This window comes from Microvirga sp. RSM25 (genome assembly GCF_044784385.1).
Lineage (GTDB): Bacteria > Pseudomonadota > Alphaproteobacteria > Rhizobiales > Beijerinckiaceae > Microvirga > Microvirga tunisiensis.
Map to the genome: position 1 here is coordinate 3,354,500 of NZ_CP173039.1, position 22,965 is coordinate 3,377,464.

18 protein-coding genes, 1 other RNA gene and 3 pseudogenes are annotated in these 22,965 nt (G+C 64.3%); 12 read left to right on the forward strand and 10 right to left on the reverse strand.

The window, feature by feature from the left end; all coding sequences use genetic code 11:
• Nucleotides 1-7: 7 nt before the first annotated feature.
• Nucleotides 8-502, forward strand: a complete 495-nt coding sequence (locus ACD578_RS16015) for a GNAT family N-acetyltransferase (RefSeq protein WP_404286500.1) — start codon at nucleotides 8-10, stop codon at nucleotides 500-502.
• 1 nt (nucleotide 503) lies between these two features.
• Nucleotides 504-1,253, forward strand: coding sequence for a tRNA pseudouridine(38-40) synthase TruA (gene truA, locus ACD578_RS16020; RefSeq protein WP_404286502.1), 750 nt, complete (start codon nucleotides 504-506; stop codon nucleotides 1,251-1,253).
• On the opposite strand, the gene ACD578_RS16025 is transcribed toward truA, so the two are convergent.
• The 7 genes and pseudogenes from ACD578_RS16025 to ffs form a co-directional block, all read right to left on the reverse strand.
• Complete coding sequence (locus ACD578_RS16025) at nucleotides 1,245-1,835, reverse strand: hypothetical protein (RefSeq protein WP_404286504.1); 591 nt, start codon at nucleotides 1,833-1,835, stop codon at nucleotides 1,245-1,247. The genes truA and ACD578_RS16025 overlap by 9 nt on opposite strands.
• A 109-nt stretch (nucleotides 1,836-1,944) precedes the next feature.
• Nucleotides 1,945-3,102: a succinyl-diaminopimelate desuccinylase gene (dapE, locus tag ACD578_RS16030; RefSeq protein ID WP_404286506.1), complete on the reverse strand. Its 1,158-nt coding sequence runs from the start codon at nucleotides 3,100-3,102 to the stop codon at nucleotides 1,945-1,947.
• A gap of 4 nt (nucleotides 3,103-3,106) precedes the next feature.
• Nucleotides 3,107-3,948 (reverse strand): annotated as a pseudogene (dapD, locus tag ACD578_RS16035) (2,3,4,5-tetrahydropyridine-2,6-dicarboxylate N-succinyltransferase).
• A gap of 312 nt (nucleotides 3,949-4,260) precedes the next feature.
• A complete protein-coding gene (gene recR, locus ACD578_RS16040) occupies nucleotides 4,261-4,866 on the reverse strand; it encodes a recombination mediator RecR (protein WP_404286508.1) in 606 nt (201 codons plus the stop codon).
• Between the two features lie 68 nt (nucleotides 4,867-4,934).
• A complete protein-coding gene (locus ACD578_RS16045; RefSeq protein WP_152713581.1) occupies nucleotides 4,935-5,255 on the reverse strand; it encodes a YbaB/EbfC family nucleoid-associated protein in 321 nt (106 codons plus the stop codon).
• A 200-nt stretch (nucleotides 5,256-5,455) separates the two neighbouring features.
• Nucleotides 5,456-7,105, reverse strand: a pseudogene (locus ACD578_RS16050) (DNA polymerase III subunit gamma/tau); the annotation flags it as partial.
• 27 nt (nucleotides 7,106-7,132) lie between these two features.
• Nucleotides 7,133-7,231: signal recognition particle sRNA small type (gene ffs, locus ACD578_RS16055), an RNA gene on the reverse strand.
• Nucleotides 7,232-7,384: 153 nt separating this feature from the next.
• On the opposite strand from ffs, the gene ACD578_RS16060 reads away from it, so the two are divergent.
• Both ACD578_RS16060 and nudC read left to right on the forward strand, forming a co-directional pair.
• Nucleotides 7,385-7,795: an HIT domain-containing protein gene (locus tag ACD578_RS16060; protein ID WP_404286510.1), complete on the forward strand. Its 411-nt coding sequence runs from the start codon at nucleotides 7,385-7,387 to the stop codon at nucleotides 7,793-7,795.
• A 4-nt stretch (nucleotides 7,796-7,799) separates the two neighbouring features.
• On the forward strand, nucleotides 7,800-8,702 hold the full coding sequence (nudC, locus tag ACD578_RS16065; RefSeq protein ID WP_404286512.1) for an NAD(+) diphosphatase: 903 nt from the start codon (nucleotides 7,800-7,802) through the stop codon (nucleotides 8,700-8,702).
• Between the two features lie 1,062 nt (nucleotides 8,703-9,764).
• Here nudC and ACD578_RS16070 read toward each other — a convergent pair.
• The 3 genes from ACD578_RS16070 to ACD578_RS16080 form a co-directional block, all read right to left on the reverse strand.
• Nucleotides 9,765-10,301: a GNAT family N-acetyltransferase gene (locus ACD578_RS16070; protein WP_404286514.1), complete on the reverse strand. Its 537-nt coding sequence runs from the start codon at nucleotides 10,299-10,301 to the stop codon at nucleotides 9,765-9,767.
• Nucleotides 10,298-11,152, reverse strand: a complete 855-nt coding sequence (locus tag ACD578_RS16075; RefSeq protein WP_404286516.1) for a prephenate dehydratase — start codon at nucleotides 11,150-11,152, stop codon at nucleotides 10,298-10,300. The genes ACD578_RS16070 and ACD578_RS16075 overlap by 4 nt, the downstream gene beginning before the upstream one ends.
• A 65-nt stretch (nucleotides 11,153-11,217) precedes the next feature.
• The gene (locus ACD578_RS16080) at nucleotides 11,218-12,006 is read right to left on the reverse strand and encodes a 3-deoxy-manno-octulosonate cytidylyltransferase (protein WP_404286518.1); all 789 of its coding nucleotides are present in this window, start codon (nucleotides 12,004-12,006) and stop codon (nucleotides 11,218-11,220) included.
• 276 nt (nucleotides 12,007-12,282) lie between these two features.
• Between ACD578_RS16080 and ACD578_RS16085 the strand changes: the two genes are divergently transcribed.
• The 8 genes and pseudogenes from ACD578_RS16085 to ACD578_RS16120 all read left to right on the forward strand — a co-directional run bounded on the left by ACD578_RS16085 (nucleotide 12,283) and on the right by ACD578_RS16120 (nucleotide 22,934).
• The gene (locus ACD578_RS16085; RefSeq protein WP_404286520.1) at nucleotides 12,283-12,825 is read left to right on the forward strand and encodes a c-type cytochrome; all 543 of its coding nucleotides are present in this window, start codon (nucleotides 12,283-12,285) and stop codon (nucleotides 12,823-12,825) included.
• A 155-nt stretch (nucleotides 12,826-12,980) separates the two neighbouring features.
• Nucleotides 12,981-14,825 carry an extracellular solute-binding protein gene (locus ACD578_RS16090; protein ID WP_404286522.1) on the forward strand — a complete coding sequence of 615 codons (1,845 nt, stop codon included), beginning with the start codon at nucleotides 12,981-12,983 and terminating at the stop codon, nucleotides 14,823-14,825.
• On the forward strand, nucleotides 14,822-16,684 hold the full coding sequence (locus tag ACD578_RS16095) for an extracellular solute-binding protein (RefSeq protein WP_404286524.1): 1,863 nt from the start codon (nucleotides 14,822-14,824) through the stop codon (nucleotides 16,682-16,684). The genes ACD578_RS16090 and ACD578_RS16095 overlap by 4 nt, the downstream gene beginning before the upstream one ends.
• Nucleotides 16,685-16,745: 61 nt before the next feature.
• Nucleotides 16,746-17,855 (forward strand): microcin C ABC transporter permease YejB, encoded by a 1,110-nt coding sequence (locus ACD578_RS16100; protein ID WP_404286526.1) that lies wholly within the window; start codon nucleotides 16,746-16,748, stop codon nucleotides 17,853-17,855.
• Between the two features lies 1 nt (nucleotide 17,856).
• Nucleotides 17,857-19,020, forward strand: coding sequence for an ABC transporter permease (locus ACD578_RS16105; RefSeq protein ID WP_404286528.1), 1,164 nt, complete (start codon nucleotides 17,857-17,859; stop codon nucleotides 19,018-19,020).
• Nucleotides 19,017-20,644, forward strand: a pseudogene (locus ACD578_RS16110) (ABC transporter ATP-binding protein). The gene ACD578_RS16105 and the pseudogene ACD578_RS16110 overlap by 4 nt, the downstream one beginning before the upstream one ends.
• 17 nt (nucleotides 20,645-20,661) lie before the next feature.
• Nucleotides 20,662-21,645, forward strand: coding sequence for a cation diffusion facilitator family transporter (locus ACD578_RS16115; RefSeq protein ID WP_404293898.1), 984 nt, complete (start codon nucleotides 20,662-20,664; stop codon nucleotides 21,643-21,645).
• Between the two features lie 68 nt (nucleotides 21,646-21,713).
• Nucleotides 21,714-22,934 carry a phosphopentomutase gene (locus ACD578_RS16120; RefSeq protein WP_404286530.1) on the forward strand — a complete coding sequence of 407 codons (1,221 nt, stop codon included), beginning with the start codon at nucleotides 21,714-21,716 and terminating at the stop codon, nucleotides 22,932-22,934.
• Nucleotides 22,935-22,965: the final 31 nt, after the last annotated feature.

Genomic DNA, 22,965 nt, shown 5'->3' on the forward strand with positions numbered 1-22,965 from the left:
GTCCAGCATGGGGATCCGTCTGGAGGAATCCGCCAATTGGTGTACACTCTATGCCATCTATTCCGCCGCTTTTGGGCAACTGGCGGAGGCCGACCTCGTGCAGCACATGCACGAAGATGGCGATCTTATCCTGTCTGTGATCGCGTATGCCGATGAGCCGGCCGGCCATATCGCCTATTCTCGCCTGATCCTGCACGAGACACCCTCCATCAAAGCGGCAGTCCTGGCTCCATTGGCTGTCGCACCCTCCTTCCAAAGGCAGGGTATTGGAGCAGCCCTTGTCCAGAACAGCCTGAAGCGCCTGACTGATAAAAACTACGATCTGGTCCTCGTGCTGGGAGAGCCGCATTACTACGGTCGTTTCGGCTTCACGCCGCGTCTGGCGGAACGACTGAAAACGCCCTATGACGGGCCTTATCTCCAGGCCTTCGCTCTTTCCGACAAAGGGAAAGGCGCCCATGGCTCGGTGTCCTACGCCCAGGCCTTCGTAGAACTGGAATAACATGCCTCGCTACAAGCTTGTCGTCGAATATGACGGCACGCCCTTTACCGGTTGGCAGCATCAGACGAACGGTCTCTCCGTTCAGCAGGCGGTGGAGGATGCCATCGCGCGCTTCACCGGTTCAGCCGTACGGATTCACTGCGCCGGGCGGACGGATTCAGGCGTTCATGCCACCCACCAGGTCGTTCACGTGGATCTGGAAAAGGAATGGCGACCGGACACGGTACGCGATGCCACCAATTCCCATTTGAGGCCTGCTCCCGTGGCTGTTCTCTCGGCGCAAATCGTGCCCGAGACGTTCAACGCCCGCCTCTCGGCCATCAAGCGCCACTACGTCTATCGAATTCTCAACCGCCGTGCTCCGGCGGCCCTGGACGCGAGCCGCGTCTGGCACGTGGCCTGGACGCTCGATGCCGATGCAATGCACGACGCCGCGCAATTGCTGATCGGGCGGCATGATTTCACCACGTTCCGGGCTGCCGAATGCCAAGCCAACAGCCCGATCCGAACCCTCGACCGGCTCGATGTGGAGCGGATCGGCGACGAGATCCGCATCCATGCCTCCGCCCGCTCGTTCCTGCATCATCAGGTCCGCTCGATAACGGGAACCCTGGAGCGCGCCGGCGCGGGGCGCTGGTCGGTGGCGGATGTGCGCGCAGCACTCGAAGCTCGGGATCGCAAGCGTTGCGGGCCGATGGCTCCGCCGACGGGCCTTTACCTGATCGGCGTCGATTATCCGGAGTTACCCTAACAGGCCCCGCATCGCCGTTCCGACGAAGGAATTGAGCACGATGCCGAGCACGACGATGCCGAGGGCCGGGATGCTCGCGAGCCCCAGCGTCGCCTTGGTGGCGAACCATTGCAGTCTCACGATGATCACCGCAAAGGCGAGGCTGAAGAGGCTGGCAAGCCCTGGAGGTGCCCAGCCGAGAAGCATCAGCATCGCCGGCACCGAGAGCACCAGCATGCCGATGACCGAGACCCAGTTCGTCACGATCACGAAGGGCACATAGGCCTTCTCGAGATGGAACCACCGGGCGATCCCGATCATGGCGACAGGCAGGGCGATGAAGCCCGCCACATGGCCCAGAGCCACCACGAGATCGACCCAGAAATTGTCGAGAAGGGGCCGATCCGGCTGCAAGAGACCGAGGCGGAGGCGCTCGAAGGCAAGGGACACGATGTAGGCCGGCAGTGTCAGCCAGATCGCCATGAAGGAGCGCCAGAAGCCGCGCTCGCTCATGTCGAAGGATTTCAGGCCTTCGGACCTGCTGTGGAGCAAGTCAAGCGTTCCCCTGAACGAGCGGTTGACCTCATCAGCCGTGACGATCATGAGCATGCTCTTCCTTGAAGGCGATTGCTCACGAGAATGGATCGAAGGCCGAAAACGTTCCGGCCATTTTTCGACTTTAGTCTAAATAGTCAGGCTTGAGCCCAGAGGCTCACGCGGCGAAATAGGCGTCCAGCACCTTGCGGTAAATCGTTGCAAGACGATCCAAATCGGCAACCGCCACCCGCTCGTCGACTTGGTGCATGGTCTGCCCGACAAGACCGAACTCGACGACCGGGCAATACTTCACAATGAAGCGAGCATCAGACGTGCCGCCGGTGGTGGAGAGTTTCGGCTGCGAGCCGGTCTCGGCTTTGATGGCGTCGGCGATGAAGCCCACGAAGGCGTTCGGCGGCGTGAGGAAGGCGACCGCATTCGTCGGCTCCATCGTCAGAGTGTAGCGCACCGTGTTGCCTGCGGCCTCGCGCAGGCGGCGCTCGATCTCCGCCTCCAGGCTGTGCGGCGTCCAGAGATCGTTGAAGCGGATGTTGAAGGTGGCCTTCGCAGCGGCCGGGATCACGTTGGCCGCCGAATTACCCACATCGACACTGGTCACTTCCAGGTTCGAGGCGTCGAAATGATCCGTTCCCCGATCGAGCGGCTCTTTCAGAAGTCCGTCGAGCAGGCGCATCATGCCCGGGATGGGATTATCCGCGAGATGCGGATAGGCCACGTGGCCCTGCTTGCCTTCGACGACGATCCTGCCCGTGAGCGACCCGCGCCGCCCGATCTTGATCATGTCGCCGAGCTGGTTCGGATTGGTCGGCTCGCCCAGGATGCAGTGGCTGAACCGCTCGCCGCGGCCCTTCGCCCATTCGAGGAGCTTCACGGTTCCGTTGATGGCGGGCCCCTCCTCGTCTCCCGTGATCAGGAAGCCGATCGAGCCGTTGAAGTCCGGGTTGTTGCGCATGAAGTCGAGCGCCGCCGCCATCATGCAGGCGATGCCGCCCTTCATATCGACCGCACCGCGCCCGTAGAGCTCGCCGCCATGGATCTCGCCGCTGAACGGATCGTGTTGCCACCGGCTCGCATCGCCGGGCGGAACCACGTCCGTATGGCCGGCGAAGAGCAGGAAGGGCTCACCCGCGCCATAGCGGGCATAGAGGTTCTCGACATCGGGCGTGCCGGGCTCGGAAAAGACCGGCCGATGGACCTCGAAGCCCGCCTCCTTCAATATGCTCTCGATAAAGGCAAGCGCCCCACCCTCGTCCGGTGTTACCGAGGGGCAGCGGAGGAGCGATTGAGCGAGAGAAAGCGGTGAGTGTTCCATCGGATCAGTCGCGCAACAGTTCGTTGATGCCCGTCTTCGCGCGGGTCTGCGCATCGACGCGCTTCACGATCACCGCGCAGTAAAGGGACGGTCCGGGAGTGCCGTCCGGCAAGGGCTTGCCGGGGAGCGAACCGGGGACGACCACGGAGTACGGCGGCACGCGGCCGACGAAGACCTCGCCGGTGGTGCGGTCGATGATCTTGGTCGAGGCCGAGATGAACACGCCCATGGAGAGCACCGAGCCCTCGCCCACGACCACGCCTTCCACAACCTCGGAGCGGGCTCCGATGAAGCAATTGTCCTCGATGATGGTGGGATTGGCCTGAAGCGGCTCCAGCACGCCGCCAATGCCGACGCCGCCGGAGAGATGCACGTTCTTGCCGATCTGGGCGCAGGAGCCAACGGTGGCCCAGGTGTCGACCATGGTGTTCTCGTCCACATAGGCGCCGAGATTGACGAAGGAGGGCATCAGCACCACGCCGGACGCGATATAGGCGCCGCGCCGCACGGTGCAGTTCGGCACGGCGCGGAAACCTGCGGCCTTGAACTCGGTCTCGGACCAGTTGTCGAACTTCGAGGGCACCTTGTCCCACCAGACGGCGTTGCCCGGTCCACCCTTGATGATGCCCATGTCGTTGAGGCGGAAGGACAGCAGCACCGCCTTCTTCAGCCATTGATGCACCTGCCACTCGCCGCCGGTCTTCTCGGCGACGCGGGCCTTGCCGGAATCGAGAAGGCTCATGGCCTCCTCCACGGCTTCGCGCACGGCGCCCGTCGTCGAGGGGTCACGTTGGCCCGGTCTTCCCAGGCGGCGTCGATGGTACGGGCGAGATCAGCGGTGGACATGGGCAACTCGGGGAATGGGGTTTCGTTGCCGCCTGATTAGCAACGGCGCCAGGGCCTGTCACGTCATCATCTGCTTGTTGCTCGATCTGCAAACCCACGGTGTCATTCCCGGCGAGCGGAGCAAGGGAAGGGAATCCATCAACGAGGCGCTTGTTTGTGGATCCTCTTCCAGGGCTGCGGCCGTCGGAGATGACAGCCTCTCACGTCATGGCCGGGCTTGTCCCGGCCATCCCGGTGATATGAAGCACCGCGCTTCACTTGGCGGGATCACCAGCACAAGGCCGGTGATGACGGGAAGGAATCAGGAGCGCCTCAGAACGATGTGCGCTGCCGGATCGCCGCTGAGAGCGTGCCCTCGTCGAGATAATCGAGTTCGCCGCCGACCGGGACACCATGGGCGAGCTTCGTCACCTTCACGGGCAGATGCGCGAGAAGCTCGGTGATGTAATGGGCTGTGGTCTGCCCGTCGACCGTGGCGTTCAGCGCCAGGATCACCTCGTTCACGCCGGGCTCCGAGGCGCGGGCGATGAGGCGCTCGAGATTCAGGTGCTCGGGACGCACGCCGTCGAGCGGCGAGAGCACGCCGCCGAGCACATGATACCTGGCGTTGACCGCGCCCGAACGTTCGAGCGCCCAGAGATCGGACACGTCCTCGACGACCACGAGGATGGAGGGATCGCGCTTGGCATCCCGGCAGATGGTGCAGGGTTCGGAGGTATCGACATTGCCGCAGGACGAGCACACGACAATACGCTCGTTGGCGACGCGCATGGCATCGCTCAACGGGTTGAGCAGCGTGTCCCGCTTCTTGATGAGATGGAGCGCCGCGCGCCTGGCCGAGCGTGGCCCCAGACCCGGCAGGCGGGCGAGGAGCTGGATCAGGCGCTCGATCTCAGGGCCGGCAACGTGCTGAGCCATTCAGGTTCTCTTTTGCTTTTGTCGCATCGTTCGATGCGAAGAACCGGAAACCACTTCTTGCACGATGCTCAGAACAGCTTCAGGCCGGGCGGCAGCGGAAGCCCCTTGGTAAGGCTCTCCATGCGCTCCTGCGTGATCCGCTCGGCCTTGCCGCGGGCGTCGTTCATGGCGGCGACGATGAGATCCTCGAGGATCTCCTTCTCGTCCGGGTTCATAAGCGAGGGATCGATGTTAATGGACTTGAGGCTGCCCTTGCCGGTCACCTTCACGGTCACGACGCCGCCGCCGGCGGTGCCGTCGACTTCGAGAGTGTCGAGCTCGGCCTGGGCGTCCTGCAGCTTCTGCTGCATGGCCTGAGCCTGCTTCATCAGTCCCATGATGTCTTTCATGACCGTATCCTTGAATTAAAACAGATCGTCGTCATCTTCGGCCTCGTGCGCGGCCAGCGCATCGGCCTCGCCGAGAATTTCCGTTTCCGCATCCTCGCCGGGCTTCTCCGCACGCTCGATCACGTTCACGATTTGCGCACCGGGAAACTTCGACAGCACCGCCTGCACCAGGGGATGATTGGCAGCGCCTTCCTTGCGCTCGCGCTCGGCCGCGACCGCCTTCTCATGGAGGGTCGCTCCCCCTCTTCCGAGGACAGGGCCACCATCCAGCGTTCGCCGGTCCATTGCTGGAGAGCACGGGTGAGATCGTTGGCGATGGTGCGGCTGCCGGTCTCGGTGAGGCTGAGCTCGATGCGGCCCTCCTCGAAGCGGACGAGGCGCACATCCCGTTCGAGCTGCGCCTTCAGCACGATTTCGCGCTTCTCGCCGGCGAGCGCCACCACGTCCTCGAAGCGACGCAGGCGCATGGTCGGTTCGGGCTGCGCGGCCTGAGGGCGCGGCTGCGGATGAGCTTGAGAGGTCGCCAGCGCCATATTGCCGGAGGTGGCGGGACCGGAAGGCCTGGGTGCGGGCGCCGACGGGCCGCCCGCGGGAACCGGTGCACCGTCCTTCAGGGCGCGCAGGGCCTCGTCCGGCGTCGGCAGATCGGCCGCATAGGCGAGGCGCACGACGACCATTTCGGCCGCCGCGATCGGACGATTCGAGGACTGGACCTCGGGAATGCCTTTGAGGAGAATCTGCCAGGCGCGCGACAGGGTCCGCACGGAGAGCTTCTGAGCATAATCCAAGCCGCGGGTCCGCTCGATCTCGGAGAGAGCGGGATCCTTCGCGGCTTCGGGGATCAGCTTGAGGCGAGTGACGATGTGCGAGAAGGCCGCGAGATCGGACAGGATCACGGCCGGATCCGCGCCGGAATCGTATTGCGAGCGCAAGCCCGCGAAGGCCGCCGGCACGTCGCCGCGCATCACGGCCTCGAAGAGGTCGATGACTTGGGCGCGGTCGGCAAGGCCCAGCATGTCGCGTACGGTGTCGGGCGTCACCACGCCGGCGCCATGGGCAATGGCCTGATCCATCAGGGACAGGGAATCACGCGCCGAGCCTTCCGCCGCACGGGCGATGGCGGCAAGCGCCTCCTGGTCCGCCTGCACGCCTTCGGCATTGCAGATGCGGCCCAAGTGGGCCACGAGCTTGTCCGCCTCGATGCGGCGCAGGTCGAAGCGCTGGCAGCGGGACAGGATCGTGACCGGGACCTTACGGATCTCGGTGGTTGCGAAGATGAACTTCGCATGCGGCGGGGGCTCCTCCAGCGTCTTCAGGAAGGCGTTGAACGCCTTCTCCGAGAGCATGTGGACCTCGTCGATGATGTAGACCTTGTAGCGGGCCGTGACCGGCGAATAGCGGATGCCGTCGATGATCTGGCGGACGTCGTCGATGCCCGTATGCGAGGCCGCATCCATCTCCAGCACGTCCACATGCCGCGATTCCATGATGGCTTCGCAATGGACGCCGAGTTCGGACATGTGGATGGTCGGGCCGGAAGAATCCTTGGAGCCTTGGCCGTCCTCCCTCTGATAGTTCAGGCCGCGGGCGAGGATGCGGGCCGTGGTGGTCTTGCCGACGCCGCGGACGCCCGTGAGCATCCAGGCTTGCGGGATGCGGCCGGTCTCGAAGGCATTCGAGAGGGTGCGCACCATGGCCTCCTGACCGATCAGGTCATCGAAGGTTTTAGGGCGGTATTTGCGGGCAAGAACGCGGTAGGGCGAGGCCGGCGCTGCGGGAGCGGGCGCGGCGGGAAAGCCCGGCAGGGCCGGCTCGTCGTTCAGGGGCGTGCCGGCTGTGGTATCGTCCATCGACTGCAAGGCTTTGGGGAATCTTGAAGGTGGGAGGCTGGACGAAGACCCGTTCGGTCTCGTTAGGGCTGCTTCCTTCCGGACCTGACCCAGTTGGCGAGTGAGACGTCCCTCGCCAACCTCCCATCGGCTATATGGGCGTATCGCCGAGGAAACGCAAGTTGGAAACGCGCCCCCTTCAACCGCCATCCCCGGTCTTCACCGATCTCTCGCGATCTCTCTCGGGCGCGGAGCGGAACACAGGCTGACACGAAGCCGCAGGCTCGGTTACATAGCGCCATGACATTCAAGCTCGATTCCCGGCTCGAAGCCGACACGCTCCCCATCGGCGACCTCGCCCTCTCGTCGGTCCTGCTTCTGAACGACGCACGTTTTCCCTGGTTCGTACTGGTGCCGCGGATCGAGGGCGCGAGCGAGCTGACGGATCTCTCGGACGAGCAATCCGCTCAGCTGATGCAGGAGATCCGCATCGCCACCCGGGTGATGCTGGAGCTCTCGAAACCCGACAAGGTGAATGTGGGAGCGCTGGGCAACATCGTGACGCAGCTTCATGTGCACGTGATCGGACGCTACCGCTCCGACCCGGCCTGGCCCGGACCGGTCTGGGGCCACGGCACCCGCACCCCCTATCCCGACCATGCGGCGACGGCTCTGATCGAGCGCGCCGCCACCCTTTTCACAGCGGCCTGATCCCATGACCCGACCCATCGCCTACATCACGAACCCGCTCGTCCGCCACAGCGCCGAGCGGGACCCGGAGGCGCTCGCCAAGGCGGCGGGAGATCCGCAGGCCGCCATGGTGATCCTGGCCGGCGACCTACCGGTCCTTCGGGCCGGGGAGCCGGGAACGGGCCTCCTGCAGGCCTCGGTTCTGAGCCGCCTCCCTGCCCATCAGGAACAGGTCTTTCTCGGGACCCTCGGAGATCGCCCCGTTGTGGCGACCCTGGCGGCACCCGAGACCGCGGAGCTGTTTCAGGACGATCCGGCCTTCTCGGTCGTGGATTTGCGCTCCATCGCGGTGCGCGGGCTCGTTCCCGCGGAGGAACTCGGCCTGCTCGCCATGGCGAAATCCCTGCTCGACTGGCATCGGCGCCATCGCTTCTGCGCCAATTGCGGTGCGCCGACGGCCGCCGCCCAGGCCGGCTTCCGGCGCGATTGTGCGGCCTGCGGCGCCCAGCATTTCCCGCGGACCGACCCGGTGGTGATCATGCTGATCACGCGGGGCGACAAGTGCCTCATGGGCCGCCAGCCGCGCTTTGCCGAGAAGATGTATTCCTGCCTCGCGGGCTTCCTCGAGCCCGGCGAGACCATCGAGGATGCGGTCCGGCGGGAAACCTTCGAGGAAGCCGGCATCCGGGTGGGCGCGGTGCGCTACAGGACTTCCCAGCCCTGGCCGTTTCCGTCCAATGTCATGATCGGCTGCATCGGCGAGGCCCTCACCGAGGAGATCGCGTTCGACGGTGAGGAGCTGGAGGACGCCCGCTGGTTCACGAAGGATGACGTGAGGCGCATGCTGGAGGGCACCCACGAGCACTATATGGCTCCTTCGCCCATCGCGATTGCGCACCACCTCGTCCGGGAATGGGTGAAGGATTGAGCGCACTCGTCATCCCGGACGGAGCGTGAGCGGAGATCCGGGATCGGCGGCAGAATGGGATGCGGGATCCGCGACGTACCAGGAAAGGGCGAGCCGCGTGACGTCTCCGTCTGAACCGTCAGCGGTCAGGATCCGGCCTCCGCTCAGGCGGCCACGGGATGACGGTGCCGGACTGGTTTTCACGCTCCCGAATCGGCTTGCGCCGTTCGGCCCTCGCACCCTCAGCCCTCGCACCCTCCGACTGCACCCTCCGCCGTCATCACCGGGCTTGTGCCGGTGATCCCGATGGATCGAAGCTCTGCGCTCGTCCGGTCGGGATGGCCGGCACAAGGCCGGCCATGACGGGGTGGGGATGACGCTTTGCCGGCATCGTGCTGTTTCAAAGAGCCAGCACCTGTAGGCGAGCCAGCACCTGTAGGCCCAGGGCTTGGAAGCCCTGAGCCGTGGGGTCGATCGAGGGTGGCGCGCGGGGCAGCCCGGCTCGATGTGTATGGGAATGGGAAGAGCCGGACGGCGCCTCGCACGCGGGACTTTTAGGCGTTTAGACTTGGACCAGCCCAGGGCTGCCAAGGGCCTCCCGCCAACCGGCGTGCGAGGCCTGCTGCAGGACCGCTCCCCGCCCCACATCTGCGACGCCTCGCGAGCGCGCCCTCGTCGGGCCGGGATGAACAAGGGTATAGCCCGGATGATACACAGTGTTAAGAACAAAGTGAGAACATAGCGTTGCATCCACTCTCCCGTCATCCCCGGGCTCGTCCCGGTGATCCCGATTGGATGAAACGACCGAGCCTCACCGGATCGGGATGGCCGGGACAGGCCCGGCCATGACGAGGGAGGGTGTCGAGGGCGGTGATCCCGATCGTCTCGCTCGGCCTGATCCTGAGGAGCCGCGGCAAGCGGCGTCTCGAAGGAGGAGTTCAGGGCTCTTCCGGACCCTCCTTCGAGACGCAGCCTCACGGCTGCTCCTCAGGATGAGGGCCACGGGTCTGAACGCGGGATGGCCGGGACGGATCCTCATCCCGGCCTGCTGACCACCGGGATGGCATAGCGGCGACGGCGTCCCTAAAGCAGCGGCGTCAGCTCGAAGCGGTAGGCGACCTCGACAACCATCTGGCCGCGCAGGTCGAAGGATTGCTCGGCCCCTGCCGTCCCGCCCAGCGCCTCGTAGAAGCGGCGAGCGGGAAGGTTGTCCTTCAGCACCCAGAGACCTACAGAACGGAAGCCCTGGGCGGCGAGGTGATCGAGAACGCCGCGCATGAGCCTGCGGCCGATGCCCCGGCGCTTGACCTCGTCGAGGAGATAGATCGCAGCGATCTCGGCCTCGGCATCGAGCCAGTCGGAGCCCTCGCCGCGGCGGACCGGCGCGCCGCGAGCAAAGCCGACGATCTCGCCCTCATCCGTTTCCGCGACGAGTAGCCTGGCCCGCGGATTCGGCTGCCTGAATGAGCCCTGCCACATCTGCATCCGCTCCTCGACGGACAGGCCAGCAAGCGCCTCGGGCGACAGGAAATCCTTGTAGGATTCGCGCCAGCCCTGGACGTGGACCCTGGCGATGCCTTCGACATCATTCTCAACCGCCTCGCGGATGAGAATGGTCACTCGGCCGCTTCCCTGATCTTCTCCCGGAACGGGTCGGCCGGATAGACGCCGAGAATGCGCAGCTCGCGGGAGAAGAATTCCAGCTCCTCCAGCGCCCGCTTGAGATTCGCGTCTTCCGGATGGCCGTCCACCTCGGCGTAGAACTGGGTGGCCAGGAACTCGCCTTCGAGCATGTAGCTCTCGAGCTTCGTCATGTTGATGCCGTTCGTCGCGAAGCCGCCCAGCGCCTTGTAGAGCGCGGCCGGCAGGTTGCGGACACGGAAGACGAACGACGTGACGGTCGGCCCCTGTCCGGCGGGGGCCCAGTACGGCGTCTTGGAGAGGATGACGAAACGGGTGGTGTTATGGGCCTCGTCCTCCACGTTCTCCGCCAGGATCTTCAGGCCGTAGATGTCAGCCGCCATGCGGGGCGAGAGCGAGGCGCGGGTCGGATCCTTCCACTCGGCCACCTCGCGGGCGGAACCTGCCGTGTCGCCGGCCACATGGGCCTTGAGCCCGAGCTTGCGGATGATCTTGCGGCACTGACCCAGGGCATGGACATGGCTGTAGACGTCCTTGACGGTGCCGAGATTGGCCTCGGGGATGGCCATGAGATGAAAGTGAATCGGCAGGAAGTGCTCGCCGACGATGTGGAGCCCGGAGGTCGGCAGCAGATGGTGGATATCGGCCACGCGCCCCGCGATGGAGTTCTCGATCGGGATCATGGCCAGGCCCGCCGGACCCTCGTTCACGGCAGCAAACGCATCCTCGAAGGTCGGGCATGGCAGGGCCTCCCAGTCGGGACGCGCCTCCAAGCAGGCCGTATGGGAATTGGCCCCCAGCTCCCCTTGGAACGAAATAAGCTTGCTCATGATGTCCTCCTAGCCCATCGCGCGGAAAAGTGGTCCCGGTTTTACGCCTTGAACGATGCGCCGCGTTAAAGAAGGGGCATCGGATCGCTCCCAAAAGTGGCTTCCACTTTTGGGTCCGAGGCCCTGGCCGCGATGATCTCGCGTGCCCTGTCCAGATCGTGAGGAGTATCGACGCCGAGCGGCACGTCGTCGACCACGACGGCGTCGATGCGCATGCCGGCCTCCAGCGCCCGCAGCTGCTCCAGCTTCTCGCGCATCTCCAGCGGAGACGGCGCGAGGCCGACGAAACGCTGCAACGCCTTGCGGCGATAGGCGTAGAGACCGATGTGATGATAGAGCGGACCATCACCATAGGGCGCGGTCGCGCGGGTGAAGTACAGGGCGCGGAGGCGGCTGGAAGAAATCGGGCTCCCCACCATCTTCACCACGTTGGGATTGGTCTTCTCCTCGTCCCGCGCGATGACCGCGACGAGGGTCGCGATGTCGACCGCCGGATCCGAGAGCGGGACGATGGAGGCCGCGATGGCGGCCGGATCGATGGTCGGAAGGTCGCCCTGGACGTTCACGACCACGTCGTGCCGTCCCTCCGGGTCGAGCTTTTCCACAGCCTCGAAGATGCGGTCGGAGCCGGAGACGTGATCCGTCCGGGTCATGACCGCCCGCCCTCCTGCCCTGGCGACCGCCTCGGCGATGTCGGGGGCGTCCGTCGCCACGGCCACGGGCCCGATCCCCGCCTCTACGGCCCGGCGCCACACATGGACGATCATGGGCTCGCCGGCGATCTCGGCCAGGGGCTTGTTCGGCAGCCGGGTTGCGGCGAGGCGGGCGGGAATGAGGACGAGTGGATCGGACATGACGCGGTTTTTCGGAAATGATCCGGGTCCTTAGAACATCGGACCGAAAAGTGAAAGGCGGAGGCCATTTGTCATGGGGCCGGAAATGGACCTTGGGCCACCTTCAGGAGTTTGAGACCCGTGCTGCGACCACGAGAACGGCGAAAACTCCTGGAAACCCCATTGTCAAAACCCCATCACTACGGCTAAGCAACGGCCCTGTCGCGGGCACCCGCCCGCGGATCCGTTCTGCTGCGCTGATTTCGCCGGTGTACGAAGGCGAGGAGAGCCTAACTGATGAATATCGAGACCAATAAGATCGCGGGCGCCGTTTTCGGTTCGCTTCTCTTCGTGGTCGGCGTCAACGTTATCGCCGGCGGCCTGTTTGCTCCCCATAAGCCCGCTGTCCCTGGTTATGACCTTCCGGCCCCCGAAGAGGCCGCTGCCGGCGGCGGAGCCGCTCCCGCTGAGCCGGAGCAGCCGCTCCCGGTCCTTCTGGCCAGCGCCGATCCGGCGAAAGGCCAAAGCTCCGCCAAGAAATGCGCGGCCTGCCACACCTTCGAGAAGGGCGGCCCGAACAAGGTCGGCCCGAATCTCTACGGCGTCGTCGGGCGCCCCGTCGCCTCGCACGAGGGCTTCAACTACTCCGCGGCCATGAAGGGCCACGGCGGGAGCTGGACCTACGAGGATCTGTTCGCGTTCATCCACAATCCGAAGCAGGACGTCCCCGGCACCATCATGGCCTTCGCGGGCGTCGCCCAGGCCAAGGAACGTGCCGACATCCTGTCCTATCTGCGGACCCTCTCCGACAGCCCGGTTCCCCTGCCGGCCGCCCAGTAAGACATTTGAACAGCATCACATTTCGAAGAGCCGGGCCTGAAGCCCGGCTTTTCTTTTAGGCGCTCGCGGGTTTCTGGCGTTATCTCTTGCGCTCGCCTCGGGACGCACAAAATGTAAGCTGACGACAGACGCCTCGTCCGTTCAGGAGACGCCTTGTGATCCGCACCCTTCTGCCGAGCCTCCTCGCTGCCTGCCTCGCCTTCACTCCCCTCGCAGCCCAGGAAGCGCCATGGCGGCACGGTTCGGCCCTGCTCGACGAGCCCAAATACCCGCAAGGCTTTTCGCATTTCGACTACGTCAACCCGAACGCCCCGAAGGGCGGACTCGTTCGCTTAGGGGCGCTCGGCACCTTCGACAGCTTCAACATTGTGGTCGCTGGCGTGAAGGGTTCCCCCGAGCAGGGCCTCGGCCTCATCTACGAAACCCTGACCACGTCCGCCCTCGACGAGGCGAATGCCTCCTACGGCCTGCTCGCCGAGTCGTTCTCCTATCCCGAGGATTACTCCTCCGTCAGCTTCCGTCTGCGCCCGGAGGCGCGATGGCACGACGGGAGGCCGGTGACGACGGACGACGTCATCTTCTCGTTCGAAAGCCTGAAGGCCAGCAGTCCAACCTACGCCTTCTACTATGCCAATGTCAGCAAGGCCGAGAAGGTGGGCGAGCGTGAGGTCAAGTTCACCTTCGACGAGAAGGGCAACCGCGAGTTGCCGCAGATCATGGGGCAGCTGATGGTCCTGCCGAAGCATTGGTGGGAAGGCACGGCACCCGATGGACGCAAGCGCGATGTGACGCAGACCACGCTCGAGCCGCCGCTCGGCTCCGGCCCCTATCGCCTCAAGAGCTTCGATACCGGCCGCAACGCTTCCTACGAACGCGTGAAGGATTATTGGGGCGAAAAGATCAACGTGAATGTGGGGCAGAACAACTTCGACGAGATCCGCTACGAGTATTATCGGGATGCGACGGTTCTGCTCGAAGCCTTCAAGAGCGACCGCCTCGACTTCCGGACGGAGAACAGCGCCCGCAACTGGGCGGCGGGCTACGACTTTCCGGCACGCCAGGAAGGCCGCGTGATCCTCGAAGAATTTCCGTTCCGCGCAACGGGAGTCATGCAGGCTTTCGTGCTCAACATGCGCCGCGACAAATTCAAGGATCAGCGCGTTCGCAGAGCCTTCAATCTTGCCTTCCCGTTCGAGGAACTGAACAAGACGATCTTCTACGGCCTCTACGAGCGGCCCTCGAGCTATTTCTACGGGCTCGATCTTGCGTCGTCGGGCCTGCCCGAGGGACAAGAGCTGAAGATCCTCGAATCCATCCGCGACAAGATCCCGGCATCCGTCTTCACGACGCCGTACAAGAATCCCATCAACGACTCGCCCGAGACGATCCGCAACAATCTGCGCGAGGCGGATCGCCTGCTCAAGGAAGCGGGCTGGGAGGTGAAGAACGGCCGCCGCGTCAACGCCAAGGGTGAGGTCCTGAGCGCGGAAATGCTCAGCAGCAGCCCCAACGAAGAGCGCGTGTTCCTGCCCTATAAGGCCTCATTGGATCGCCTCGGCATCGCCACCACGGTGCGCACCGTTGACGACGTCCAGTATACCAATCGAACCCGCGCGTTCGATTTCGACATCGCCACCGGCCTCTGGCCCCAGAGCCTTTCTCCGGGCAACGAGCAGCGTGAGTTCTGGGGCTCGCAGGCTGCGACGCGCGAGGGCTCGCGCAACCTTCCCGGGATTGCCGATCCCGGCATCGATGCGCTGATCGACAAGATCATCTTCGCCAAGGACCGCAACGACCTGGTGGCGGCGACGAAGGCCCTCGACCGCGTTCTGCTCGCTCACGATTATGTGGTTCCGCAATGGACCTCGCTGAAGCAGCGTACCGCGCGCTGGAACCGCTACAGCCATCCCGAGGCGATGCCGCGCTACGGCGGGGCCGCCTTTCCGACCATCTGGTGGTACGACGAAGCCAAGGCGGCCAAGACGGGAGCACCGCGATGAAGACCATCAGCCGCCGCAGCATCCTCAAAACGGGAGCGGCAGGTGCCGCTCTTTCCGTCCTGCCGCGCATCGGTCTGGCGCAGGAAGGCGAGACGGAAACGCACGGCCTGTCGAGCTTCGGCGAGTTGAAACAGGCACCGGATTTCAAGCATTTTCCTTACGTGAATCCCGCTGCGCCGAAAGGCGGCACGCTGGCGATCCAGATCAGGCAGACCACCGGCAACCAGAACTTCGACACCTTCAACACGCTGAACGTCTTCGTGCTGCGAGGCGATGGGGCGGCCGGCATGACCGGCACTTTCGACACCCTCATGGCCGGGTCGGCGGATGAGCCGGATGCGCTCTATGGCCTTGTCGCCAAAAGCGTGCGCATCTCCGACGACAAGCTCACCTATCGTTTCACCGTGCGTCCGGAAGCGCGCTTTCACGACGGTTCACGGCTGACCGCGAAGGATGCGGCTTTCTCGCTGAACATCCTGAAGGCCAAGGGTCATCCGGTCTTCTCTCAGCTCCTGACGCAGATGGCTTCGGCCGAGGCGGAGTCCGACGACATCCTGCGCGTCCAGTTCACGCCGCAACGCAGCCGCGACCTGCATCTCACCGTCGCCGGCATGCCGATCTTCTCCGAGAAGTACTGGCGGGATAAGGATTTCGAGGCCTCGACGCTGGAAGCGCCGCTGGCTTCAGGTCCCTACAAGGTCGGGCGCTTCGAGGTCGGGCGCTTCATCGAGTTCGACCGTGTGCCGGATTACTGGGCCAAGGATCTGCCGGTGAATGTGGGCCAGAACAATTTCGACCGCATCCGCTACGAATATTTCCGCGACCGCACCGTGGCCTTCGAGGCCTTCAAGAACGGCATGCTCAACTATCACGAGGAATTCACCTCCCGCACCTGGACGACCGGATACGATTTCCCGGCCGTGCGCGAAGGCAAGGTGAAGAAGGAAGAGATTTCGAACGACTCGCCCTCCTCCATTCAGGGCTGGTACTTCAACACACGCCGCGAGGCCTTCAAGGATCCGCGCATTCGCGAAGCCATCGGCCTGGCCTTCGATTTCGAATGGACGAACACCAACATCATGTTCGGCCTCTACAAGCGCACGGCTTCGTTTTTCGAGAACAGCGACATGAAGGCGGTGGGCAAACCCTCGGCGGAGGAATTGGCGCTGCTCGAGCCGTTCCGCGACAAGCTTCCCGCCTCGGCATTCGGAGAAGCCGTCCTTCCGCCGGTCTCCGACGGTTCGGGACAGGACAGGCAGTTGCTGCGCCGAGCGGATGAACTCCTGCGACAGGCCGGCTGCAAGCGTGACGGGGGCGCGCTGAAGCTGCCGAACGGCCAACCCTTCGCCATCGAATTCCTCGATTTCCAGCCCTCGCTCCAGCCTCACACCCAGCCGTTCCAGAACAACCTGAAGCGTCTCGGCATCGATGCGCGGTCACGCATCGTGGATGCGGCCCAGTATCAGCAGCGCCTGAACGAATACGATTTCGACATGACGAGTCGCGCTCTTGTCGGCTCGACAACACCGGGCGACAGCCTGCGGACGGTCTACGGCTCGCAGGCCGCACGGACGCCGGGCGCGCAGAACCTGGCCGGCATCGCGCATCCCGCCGTCGATGCCCTGATCGAGCTGATCGCAAACGCCAAGTCGCGCCAGGAGTTGAACATCGCCTGCCGTGCCCTGGACCGGGTTCTCCGTTCGGGCCATTATTGGGTGCCCATGTGGTATCGGGCCAGCGAATGGCTGGCCTATTGGGACCAGTTTTCGCGCCCGGAGACCAAGCCCCGCTTTGCCTCGGGTGCGCCGGGTACCTGGTGGTACGATGCCGAGAAGGCGAAGCGGATCGGAAGAGGATAAGGCTTGGACACAACGCTGACGCCCCCCTTGGCCGCATCGGCCTTAAATCCGCAGGCGCTTGATGCTGGCCTATATCGCACGCCGCATTCTTCTCATGGTCCCCACGATACTCGGGATCATGCTCATCTCCTTCGTTCTGGTGCAGTTCGCTCCCGGCGGCCCCGTCGAGCGCATTATCGCGCAGCTGCAGGGGCAGGATTCCGGCGCCTCCTCGCGCATCTCCGGCGGTGGAGGCGATTTCGGAGCGCAGAGCCCCGGCGGCGCGGGCGCGGCCGATGCCTCCTCGTCCCGCTATCGCGGCGCTCAGGGGCTCGATCCGCAGTTCATCAAGCAGCTGGAAGCGCAGTTCGGCTTCGACAAGCCGGCGCATGAGCGCTTCCTCAAGATGATCTGGGATTATGCCCGCTTCGATTTCGGCAAGAGCTATTTCCGCGACATCTCGGTGCTGGAGCTGATCAAGGAGAAGCTGCCCGTCTCGATTAGTCTTGGCTTGTGGATGACGCTCCTGTCCTATGCGATTTCGATCCCCCTCGGCATCAAGAAGGCCGTGCGCGACGGCTCCTCCTTCGACATCTGGACTTCGGCCATCGTCATCATCGGCTATGCGATTCCGGGCTTCTTGTTCGCGATCCTTCTGATCGTGCTCTTTGCCGGCGGCTCGTTCTGGCAGATCTTCCCTCTGCGCGGTCTCACCTCCGAGAACTGGGACTTCATGCCCTGGTACATGCAGATCGCGGATTACTTCTGGCATCTGGTGCTGCCCATCACGGCCATGGCGCTCGGCGCCTTCGCCACCTCGACCCTGCTGACGAAGAACTCGTTCCTCGACGAGATCCGCAAGCAATATGTGCTCACCGCGCGCATGAAGGGCCTGTCCGAGGGACAAGTGCTCTACGGCCACGTGTTCCGCAATGCCATGCTGATCGTGATCGCAGGCTTCCCGGGTGCCTTCATCGGCGCCTTCTTCGCCGGCGCGCTCCTCATCGAGACGATTTTCTCCCTCGACGGCCTGGGATTGCTCTCCTTCGAGTCCATCGTGAACCGCGACTACCCGGTCGTCTTCGCCAATCTTTACATTTTCTCGCTGGTAGGCCTGGCGGTGAACCTGCTCTCGGACCTCACCTATACCTGGATCGATCCCCGGATTGATTTCGAGACCAGGGAGGCGTGAGATGAACGAGACCATTCCTGTCGTCTCGCCGGCCTCCTCGCCCGTCGCGCCTCCCCTGCCGAAGGAGGGTTTCGTCAAGCTCTCGCCGCTCAACCGGCGACGGCTTCAGAATTTCAAAGCCAACCGGCGCGGCTACTGGTCGTTCTGGATCTTCATGGTCCTGTTCGTGCTCAGCCTGTTCGCGGAGCTGATTGCCAACGACAAGCCGATCCTCGCCTCCTACAAGGGCGAGCTACTCTATCCGGCGTTCGTGGACTATCCCGAGGAAAAATTTGGCGGCTTCCTGGCACAGACCGATTACCGCGATCCGGTCATCACCAAGGAGATCCGGGACAACGGCTGGCTGCTCTGGGCGCCGATCCGCTTCTCCTACACCACGCACAATCTCGACCTTCCCGTTCCGGCACCCGCGCCACCCACCTGGATGCTCACTGACGAGCAGTGCCGGCCCATCGCGGAGCGGACCGGCGGCACGGGCTGCAACGACATCGAGTGGAACTGGCTTGGCACCGACGATCAGGGCCGTGACGTCGTCGCGCGCCTCATCTACGGCTTCCGCATCTCGGTTCTGTTCGGCCTGACGCTTGCCGGCATTTCATCCATTATCGGCGTTCTCGCCGGAGCGGTGCAGGGCTATTACGGCGGCTGGACCGATCTGCTGTTCCAGCGCTTCATCGAGATCTGGACCGCGATCCCGTCGCTCTACCTGCTCATCATCATCTCGGCCGTGATCACGCCGAGCTTCTTCGTGCTGCTTGGCATCCTGCTGCTCTTCTCCTGGGTGTCGCTGGTCGGCGTGGTGCGTGCCGAGTTCCTGCGCGCCAGAAACTTTGAATATGTGCGCGCCGCGCGGGCCTTGGGACTCTCCAACGGCACCATCATGTTCAAGCACCTCCTGCCGAACGCGATGGTGGCGACGCTGACCTTCATGCCGTTCATCATCAACGGCTCGATCGCGACGCTCACCTCCCTCGACTTCCTTGGCTTCGGCCTGCCGCCGGGCTCGCCGTCGCTCGGCGAATTGCTCGCGCAGGGCAAGGCCAACCTTCAGGCGCCGTGGCTCGGCCTCGCGGGCTTTTTCGTGATCGCCATCATGCTCAGCCTCCTCATCTTCATCGGCGAAGCGGTGCGCGACGCCTTCGACCCGCGGAAGACGTTTCGATGATCGAGCCCCTCCTGTCCGTCCAAGACCTCTCCGTCGCCTTCCGCCAGGGCGGGGGCGACATGCTGGCGGTCGACCGCGTCTCGTTCGATGTCATGCCGGGCGAGACGGTGGCGCTGGTGGGCGAGTCCGGATCGGGCAAGTCCGTCACCGCCCTGTCCGCGCTCAAGCTCCTGCCCTACCCGTCCGCGCATCACCCGTCGGGGAGTATCCTGTTCAAGGGCAAGGACCTGATCGCGGCGAACGAGGACGAGATGCGAAAGGTGCGCGGCGACGACATCACCATGGTGTTCCAGGAGCCGATGACCTCGCTCAATCCGCTCCACACCATCGAGCGGCAGGTCGGTGAGATCCTCAAGCTCCACCGCGGTCTCTCGGACCGCCAGGCGCGCGCCCGCACGCTCGAGCTGTTTCATCTCGTCGGCATCCGCGATGCCGAAAGCCGCTTGGGCGCCTATCCGCATCAGCTCTCCGGCGGCCAGCGCCAGCGCGTGATGATCGCCATGGCGCTCGCCAACGAGCCCGATCTCTTCATCGCCGACGAGCCCACCACCGCGCTCGATGTGACGGTGCAGGCGCAGATCCTGAAGCTGCTCGCCGAGCTGAAGAGCAGGCTCAATATGTCGATACTCTTCATCACGCATGATCTCGGCATCGTGCGGAAGATCGCGGACCGCGTCTGCGTGATGCTCAAGGGCAAGATCGTCGAGCAGGGCACGGTCGCGGAGGTGTTCGGCAACCCGCAGCATCCCTATACGCAGAGGCTCCTGGCCGCCGAGCCGAAGGGCCGCGCCAATCCGGTTGCGAAGGATGCGCCGGTCATCGTCGATGCCGGGCCGATCAAGGTGTGGTTCCCGATCAAGCGCGGCTTCTTCCAGAGAACGGTCGGTCATGTGAAGGCCGTCGACGGCGTCTCCGTGCGCGTGCGCAGGGAGAGACCGTCGGCGTCGTGGGCGAATCCGGCTCCGGCAAGACGACGCTCGGCCTTGCCATCCTGCGCCTCGTGCAATCGGAAGGCCCCATCGTCTTTCTCGGCAACCGCATCGACGGCATGCGTTCGAAAGAGATCCGCCCGATGCGCAAGGATTTGCAGGTCGTGTTCCAGGACCCTTATGGCTCCCTCTCGCCGCGCATGTCGATCGCCGAGATCGTCGAGGAGGGATTGCTCGTCCAGAACAAAGGCCTTACTTACGCCCAGCGCCGCGATATCGTGGCCAAGGCACTGGACGATGTCGGTCTCGATCCGTCCACCATGGACCGCTATCCGCACGAATTCTCCGGCGGCCAGCGCCAGCGCATCGCCATTGCCCGCGCCATGGCGCTCCAGCCGCAATTCATCATGCTCGATGAGCCCACCTCGGCGCTCGACATGTCGGTGCAGGCGCAGATCGTCGAATTGCTACGCGATCTCCAGAAACGGCGCGACCTTGCCTACATGTTCATCAGCCACGATCTCAGGGTCGTGCGGGCACTCGCGAACCACGTGGTGGTGATGCAGAACGGCAGGATCGTCGAGGAAGGATCCGCCGAAAACATCTTCGCCGCGCCGCGGACCGATTACACCAAGGCGCTCTTTGCCGCCGCCTTCAATCTCGAAACAGCGGCGTCGAGCGCCGTTAGAGAATAGGCTTGAACGCTCCGATCATGCATTCGCACCACCATTCTGCCGGCCATCACCATCACGGGCATTCCCATGCCCCGCAAACCGGCCACGGGCGTGCCTTTGCCATCGGCATCGCGCTCAACCTCGCCTTCGTGGCCATCGAGGCCGGCTACGGTTTCTGGGCCGATTCCATGGCCCTGCTCTCCGACGCCGGGCACAACTTGAGCGACGTGCTCGGCCTCGCCATCGCCTGGGGCGCGGCCCTGCTCGCGCGGCGCGGCCCGACGGAGCGCTTCACCTACGGTCTGCGCTCCAGCTCGATTCTGGCGGCGCTTTTCAACGCCCTCCTCCTGCTGGTGGCGGTGGGCGGCATCGTCTGGGAATCCGTCGAGCGTCTGATCGAACCGACGCCGGTTGCCGCAGGCGCCATGATGATCGTGGCTGGCGTCGGCATCGTCGTGAACGGTTTTACCGCTTTCCTTTTCCTGGGTGGTCAGCACGATCTCAACATCCGCGGCGCGTTCCTGCACATGGTGGCGGATGCCGCCGTGTCCCTCGGCGTGGTTCTCGGCGGTCTCGTCATTCTCTGGACGGGCGCGAACTGGATCGATCCGGTGCTCAGCCTCGTCATCGCCGCCGTCATCGTCTGGGGCACCTGGGGCTTGCTGAAGCAGTCCCTGGCGCTCTCATTGCACGGCGTGCCGCGCGGCATCGCAGTTCCGGAAGTCAGGAAAGCGCTCGAGGCGATGCCGGGCGTTGACCGCATCCATCACCTCCATGTCTGGGCGGTGAGCACCACGGAGACGGCGCTCACGGCGCATCTCGTCATGCCGAGCGGACATCCGGGCGACCGGTTTCTGGCTCAGGCGCAGCAGGAGCTGAAGGCCCGTTTCGGCATCGGGCACTCGACCCTGCAGATCGAGATCCACCGGCCAGGATCTCACGATCATGGCGCGGAATGCCCACTGGACCATCATGACCATGCCCACGAGGGGCACAACTCTGGTGGGCACCACCACCATTAGAGAGCATCGCATCTTTTGCCGTGATGCCGTATCAGTCATGACTCTAGTGGCTTGAAGGACAAGAAGACATGCCTCGCGCTCTACTCATCGTGCTCGATTCCGTCGGCATCGGCGGAGCTGAGGATGCGGACACCTATGGGGATGCCGGCGCCGATACGGTCGGGCATATCGCCGAGGCCTGTGCCGCGGGCCGGGGCGATCAGGCCGGTTTGCGCCAGGGTCCGCTTCACCTGCCGCACATGACGGCACTCGGCCTCGGCCTTGCCGTTGAGGCCTCGACCGGACGCATGCCGCCAAACCTCGCGCCGCAAGGAACGCTGAAAGGTGCCTGGGGCTATGGCGTCGAGACCTCCAAGGGCAAGGACACACCCTCGGGCCATTGGGAAATCGCAGGCGTCCCCGTGACTTTCGACTGGGGCTATTTCCCCAATACCGTCCCGACGTTCCCGGAGGAGCTGACGGCGGCGCTCATTGAACGCGGCGATCTTCCCGGCATTCTCGGCAACAAGCATGCCTCCGGCACTGTCGTCATCGACGAGTTCGGCGCGGAGCATCTTCGGACCGGGAAGCCGATCTTCTACACGTCCGTCGACAGCGTGCTGCAGATCGCCGCGCACGAGGAGACCTTCGGACTGCAGCGGCTCTACGATCTCTGCCAGATCGGGCGCGAGCTCTGCGATCCATACAAGATCGGCCGTGTGATCGCCCGCCCCTTCGTCGGCTCGCCCGAGAGCGGTTTCAGACGAACCGGCAACCGCAAGGATTTCGCCACGCCGCCGCCCGCCGACACCATCCTCGACACGCTCGACGCGGCAGGGCGCTCCATTGTGACCGTCGGCAAGATCGGCGACATCTTCGCCCATCGCAGCACGGGCAAGGAGGTGAAGCCCAACGGCAACGATGCCTGCCTCTCAGCCGCCATCGAGGCCTTGAAGGATCTGCCCGATGGCGGCTTCGTCTTTGCCAATCTGGTCGATTTCGACAGCGAGTTCGGCCACCGCCGCGACATCTCCGGCTATGCCGCTGCGCTCGAGGCCTTCGATCAGCGCATTCCGGAGATCGAGGCTGCGCTTAAGGACGGCGACATCGTCATCATTACCGCCGACCACGGTAACGACCCCTCCTGGCTGGGCTCAGACCATACCCGTGAGCATGTGCCGATCCTGAGCTTCGGGCGGGGCGTGACGCAGGGCGTCATCGGCCGGCGGGAGAGCTTTGCGGATATCGGGGCGAGCGTATTGACGTATCTGAGCGTGCCGCATGGCGGCAAGGGTACTTCGTGGCTCTGATCCTCCAAGTCATGGCCGGGCTTGTCCCGGC

Excerpts from the sequence above, each read along its gene's own strand:
- ACD578_RS16045 (WP_152713581.1), bottom strand. The coding sequence starts at position 5,255 with ATGAAAGACATCATGGGACTGATGAAGCAGGCTCAGGCCATGCAGCAG.
- truA (WP_404286502.1), top strand. The coding sequence starts at position 504 with ATGCCTCGCTACAAGCTTGTCGTCGAATATGACGGCACGCCCTTTACC.
- ACD578_RS16080 (WP_404286518.1), bottom strand. The coding sequence starts at position 12,006 with ATGTCCGATCCACTCGTCCTCATTCCCGCCCGCCTCGCCGCAACCCGG.
- ACD578_RS16075 (WP_404286516.1), bottom strand. The coding sequence starts at position 11,152 with ATGAGCAAGCTTATTTCGTTCCAAGGGGAGCTGGGGGCCAATTCCCAT.
- ACD578_RS16100 (WP_404286526.1), top strand. The coding sequence starts at position 16,746 with ATGCTGGCCTATATCGCACGCCGCATTCTTCTCATGGTCCCCACGATA.
- ACD578_RS16025 (WP_404286504.1), bottom strand. The coding sequence starts at position 1,835 with ATGATCGTCACGGCTGATGAGGTCAACCGCTCGTTCAGGGGAACGCTT.
- ACD578_RS16115 (WP_404293898.1), top strand. The coding sequence starts at position 20,662 with ATGCATTCGCACCACCATTCTGCCGGCCATCACCATCACGGGCATTCC.
- recR (WP_404286508.1), bottom strand. The coding sequence starts at position 4,866 with ATGGCTCAGCACGTTGCCGGCCCTGAGATCGAGCGCCTGATCCAGCTC.
- ACD578_RS16015 (WP_404286500.1), top strand. The coding sequence starts at position 8 with ATGGGGATCCGTCTGGAGGAATCCGCCAATTGGTGTACACTCTATGCC.
- nudC (WP_404286512.1), top strand. The coding sequence starts at position 7,800 with ATGACCCGACCCATCGCCTACATCACGAACCCGCTCGTCCGCCACAGC.
- dapE (WP_404286506.1), bottom strand. The coding sequence starts at position 3,102 with ATGGAACACTCACCGCTTTCTCTCGCTCAATCGCTCCTCCGCTGCCCC.
- ACD578_RS16105 (WP_404286528.1), top strand. The coding sequence starts at position 17,857 with ATGAACGAGACCATTCCTGTCGTCTCGCCGGCCTCCTCGCCCGTCGCG.
- ACD578_RS16095 (WP_404286524.1), top strand. The coding sequence starts at position 14,822 with ATGAAGACCATCAGCCGCCGCAGCATCCTCAAAACGGGAGCGGCAGGT.
- ACD578_RS16085 (WP_404286520.1), top strand. The coding sequence starts at position 12,283 with ATGAATATCGAGACCAATAAGATCGCGGGCGCCGTTTTCGGTTCGCTT.
- ACD578_RS16120 (WP_404286530.1), top strand. The coding sequence starts at position 21,714 with ATGCCTCGCGCTCTACTCATCGTGCTCGATTCCGTCGGCATCGGCGGA.
- ACD578_RS16060 (WP_404286510.1), top strand. The coding sequence starts at position 7,385 with ATGACATTCAAGCTCGATTCCCGGCTCGAAGCCGACACGCTCCCCATC.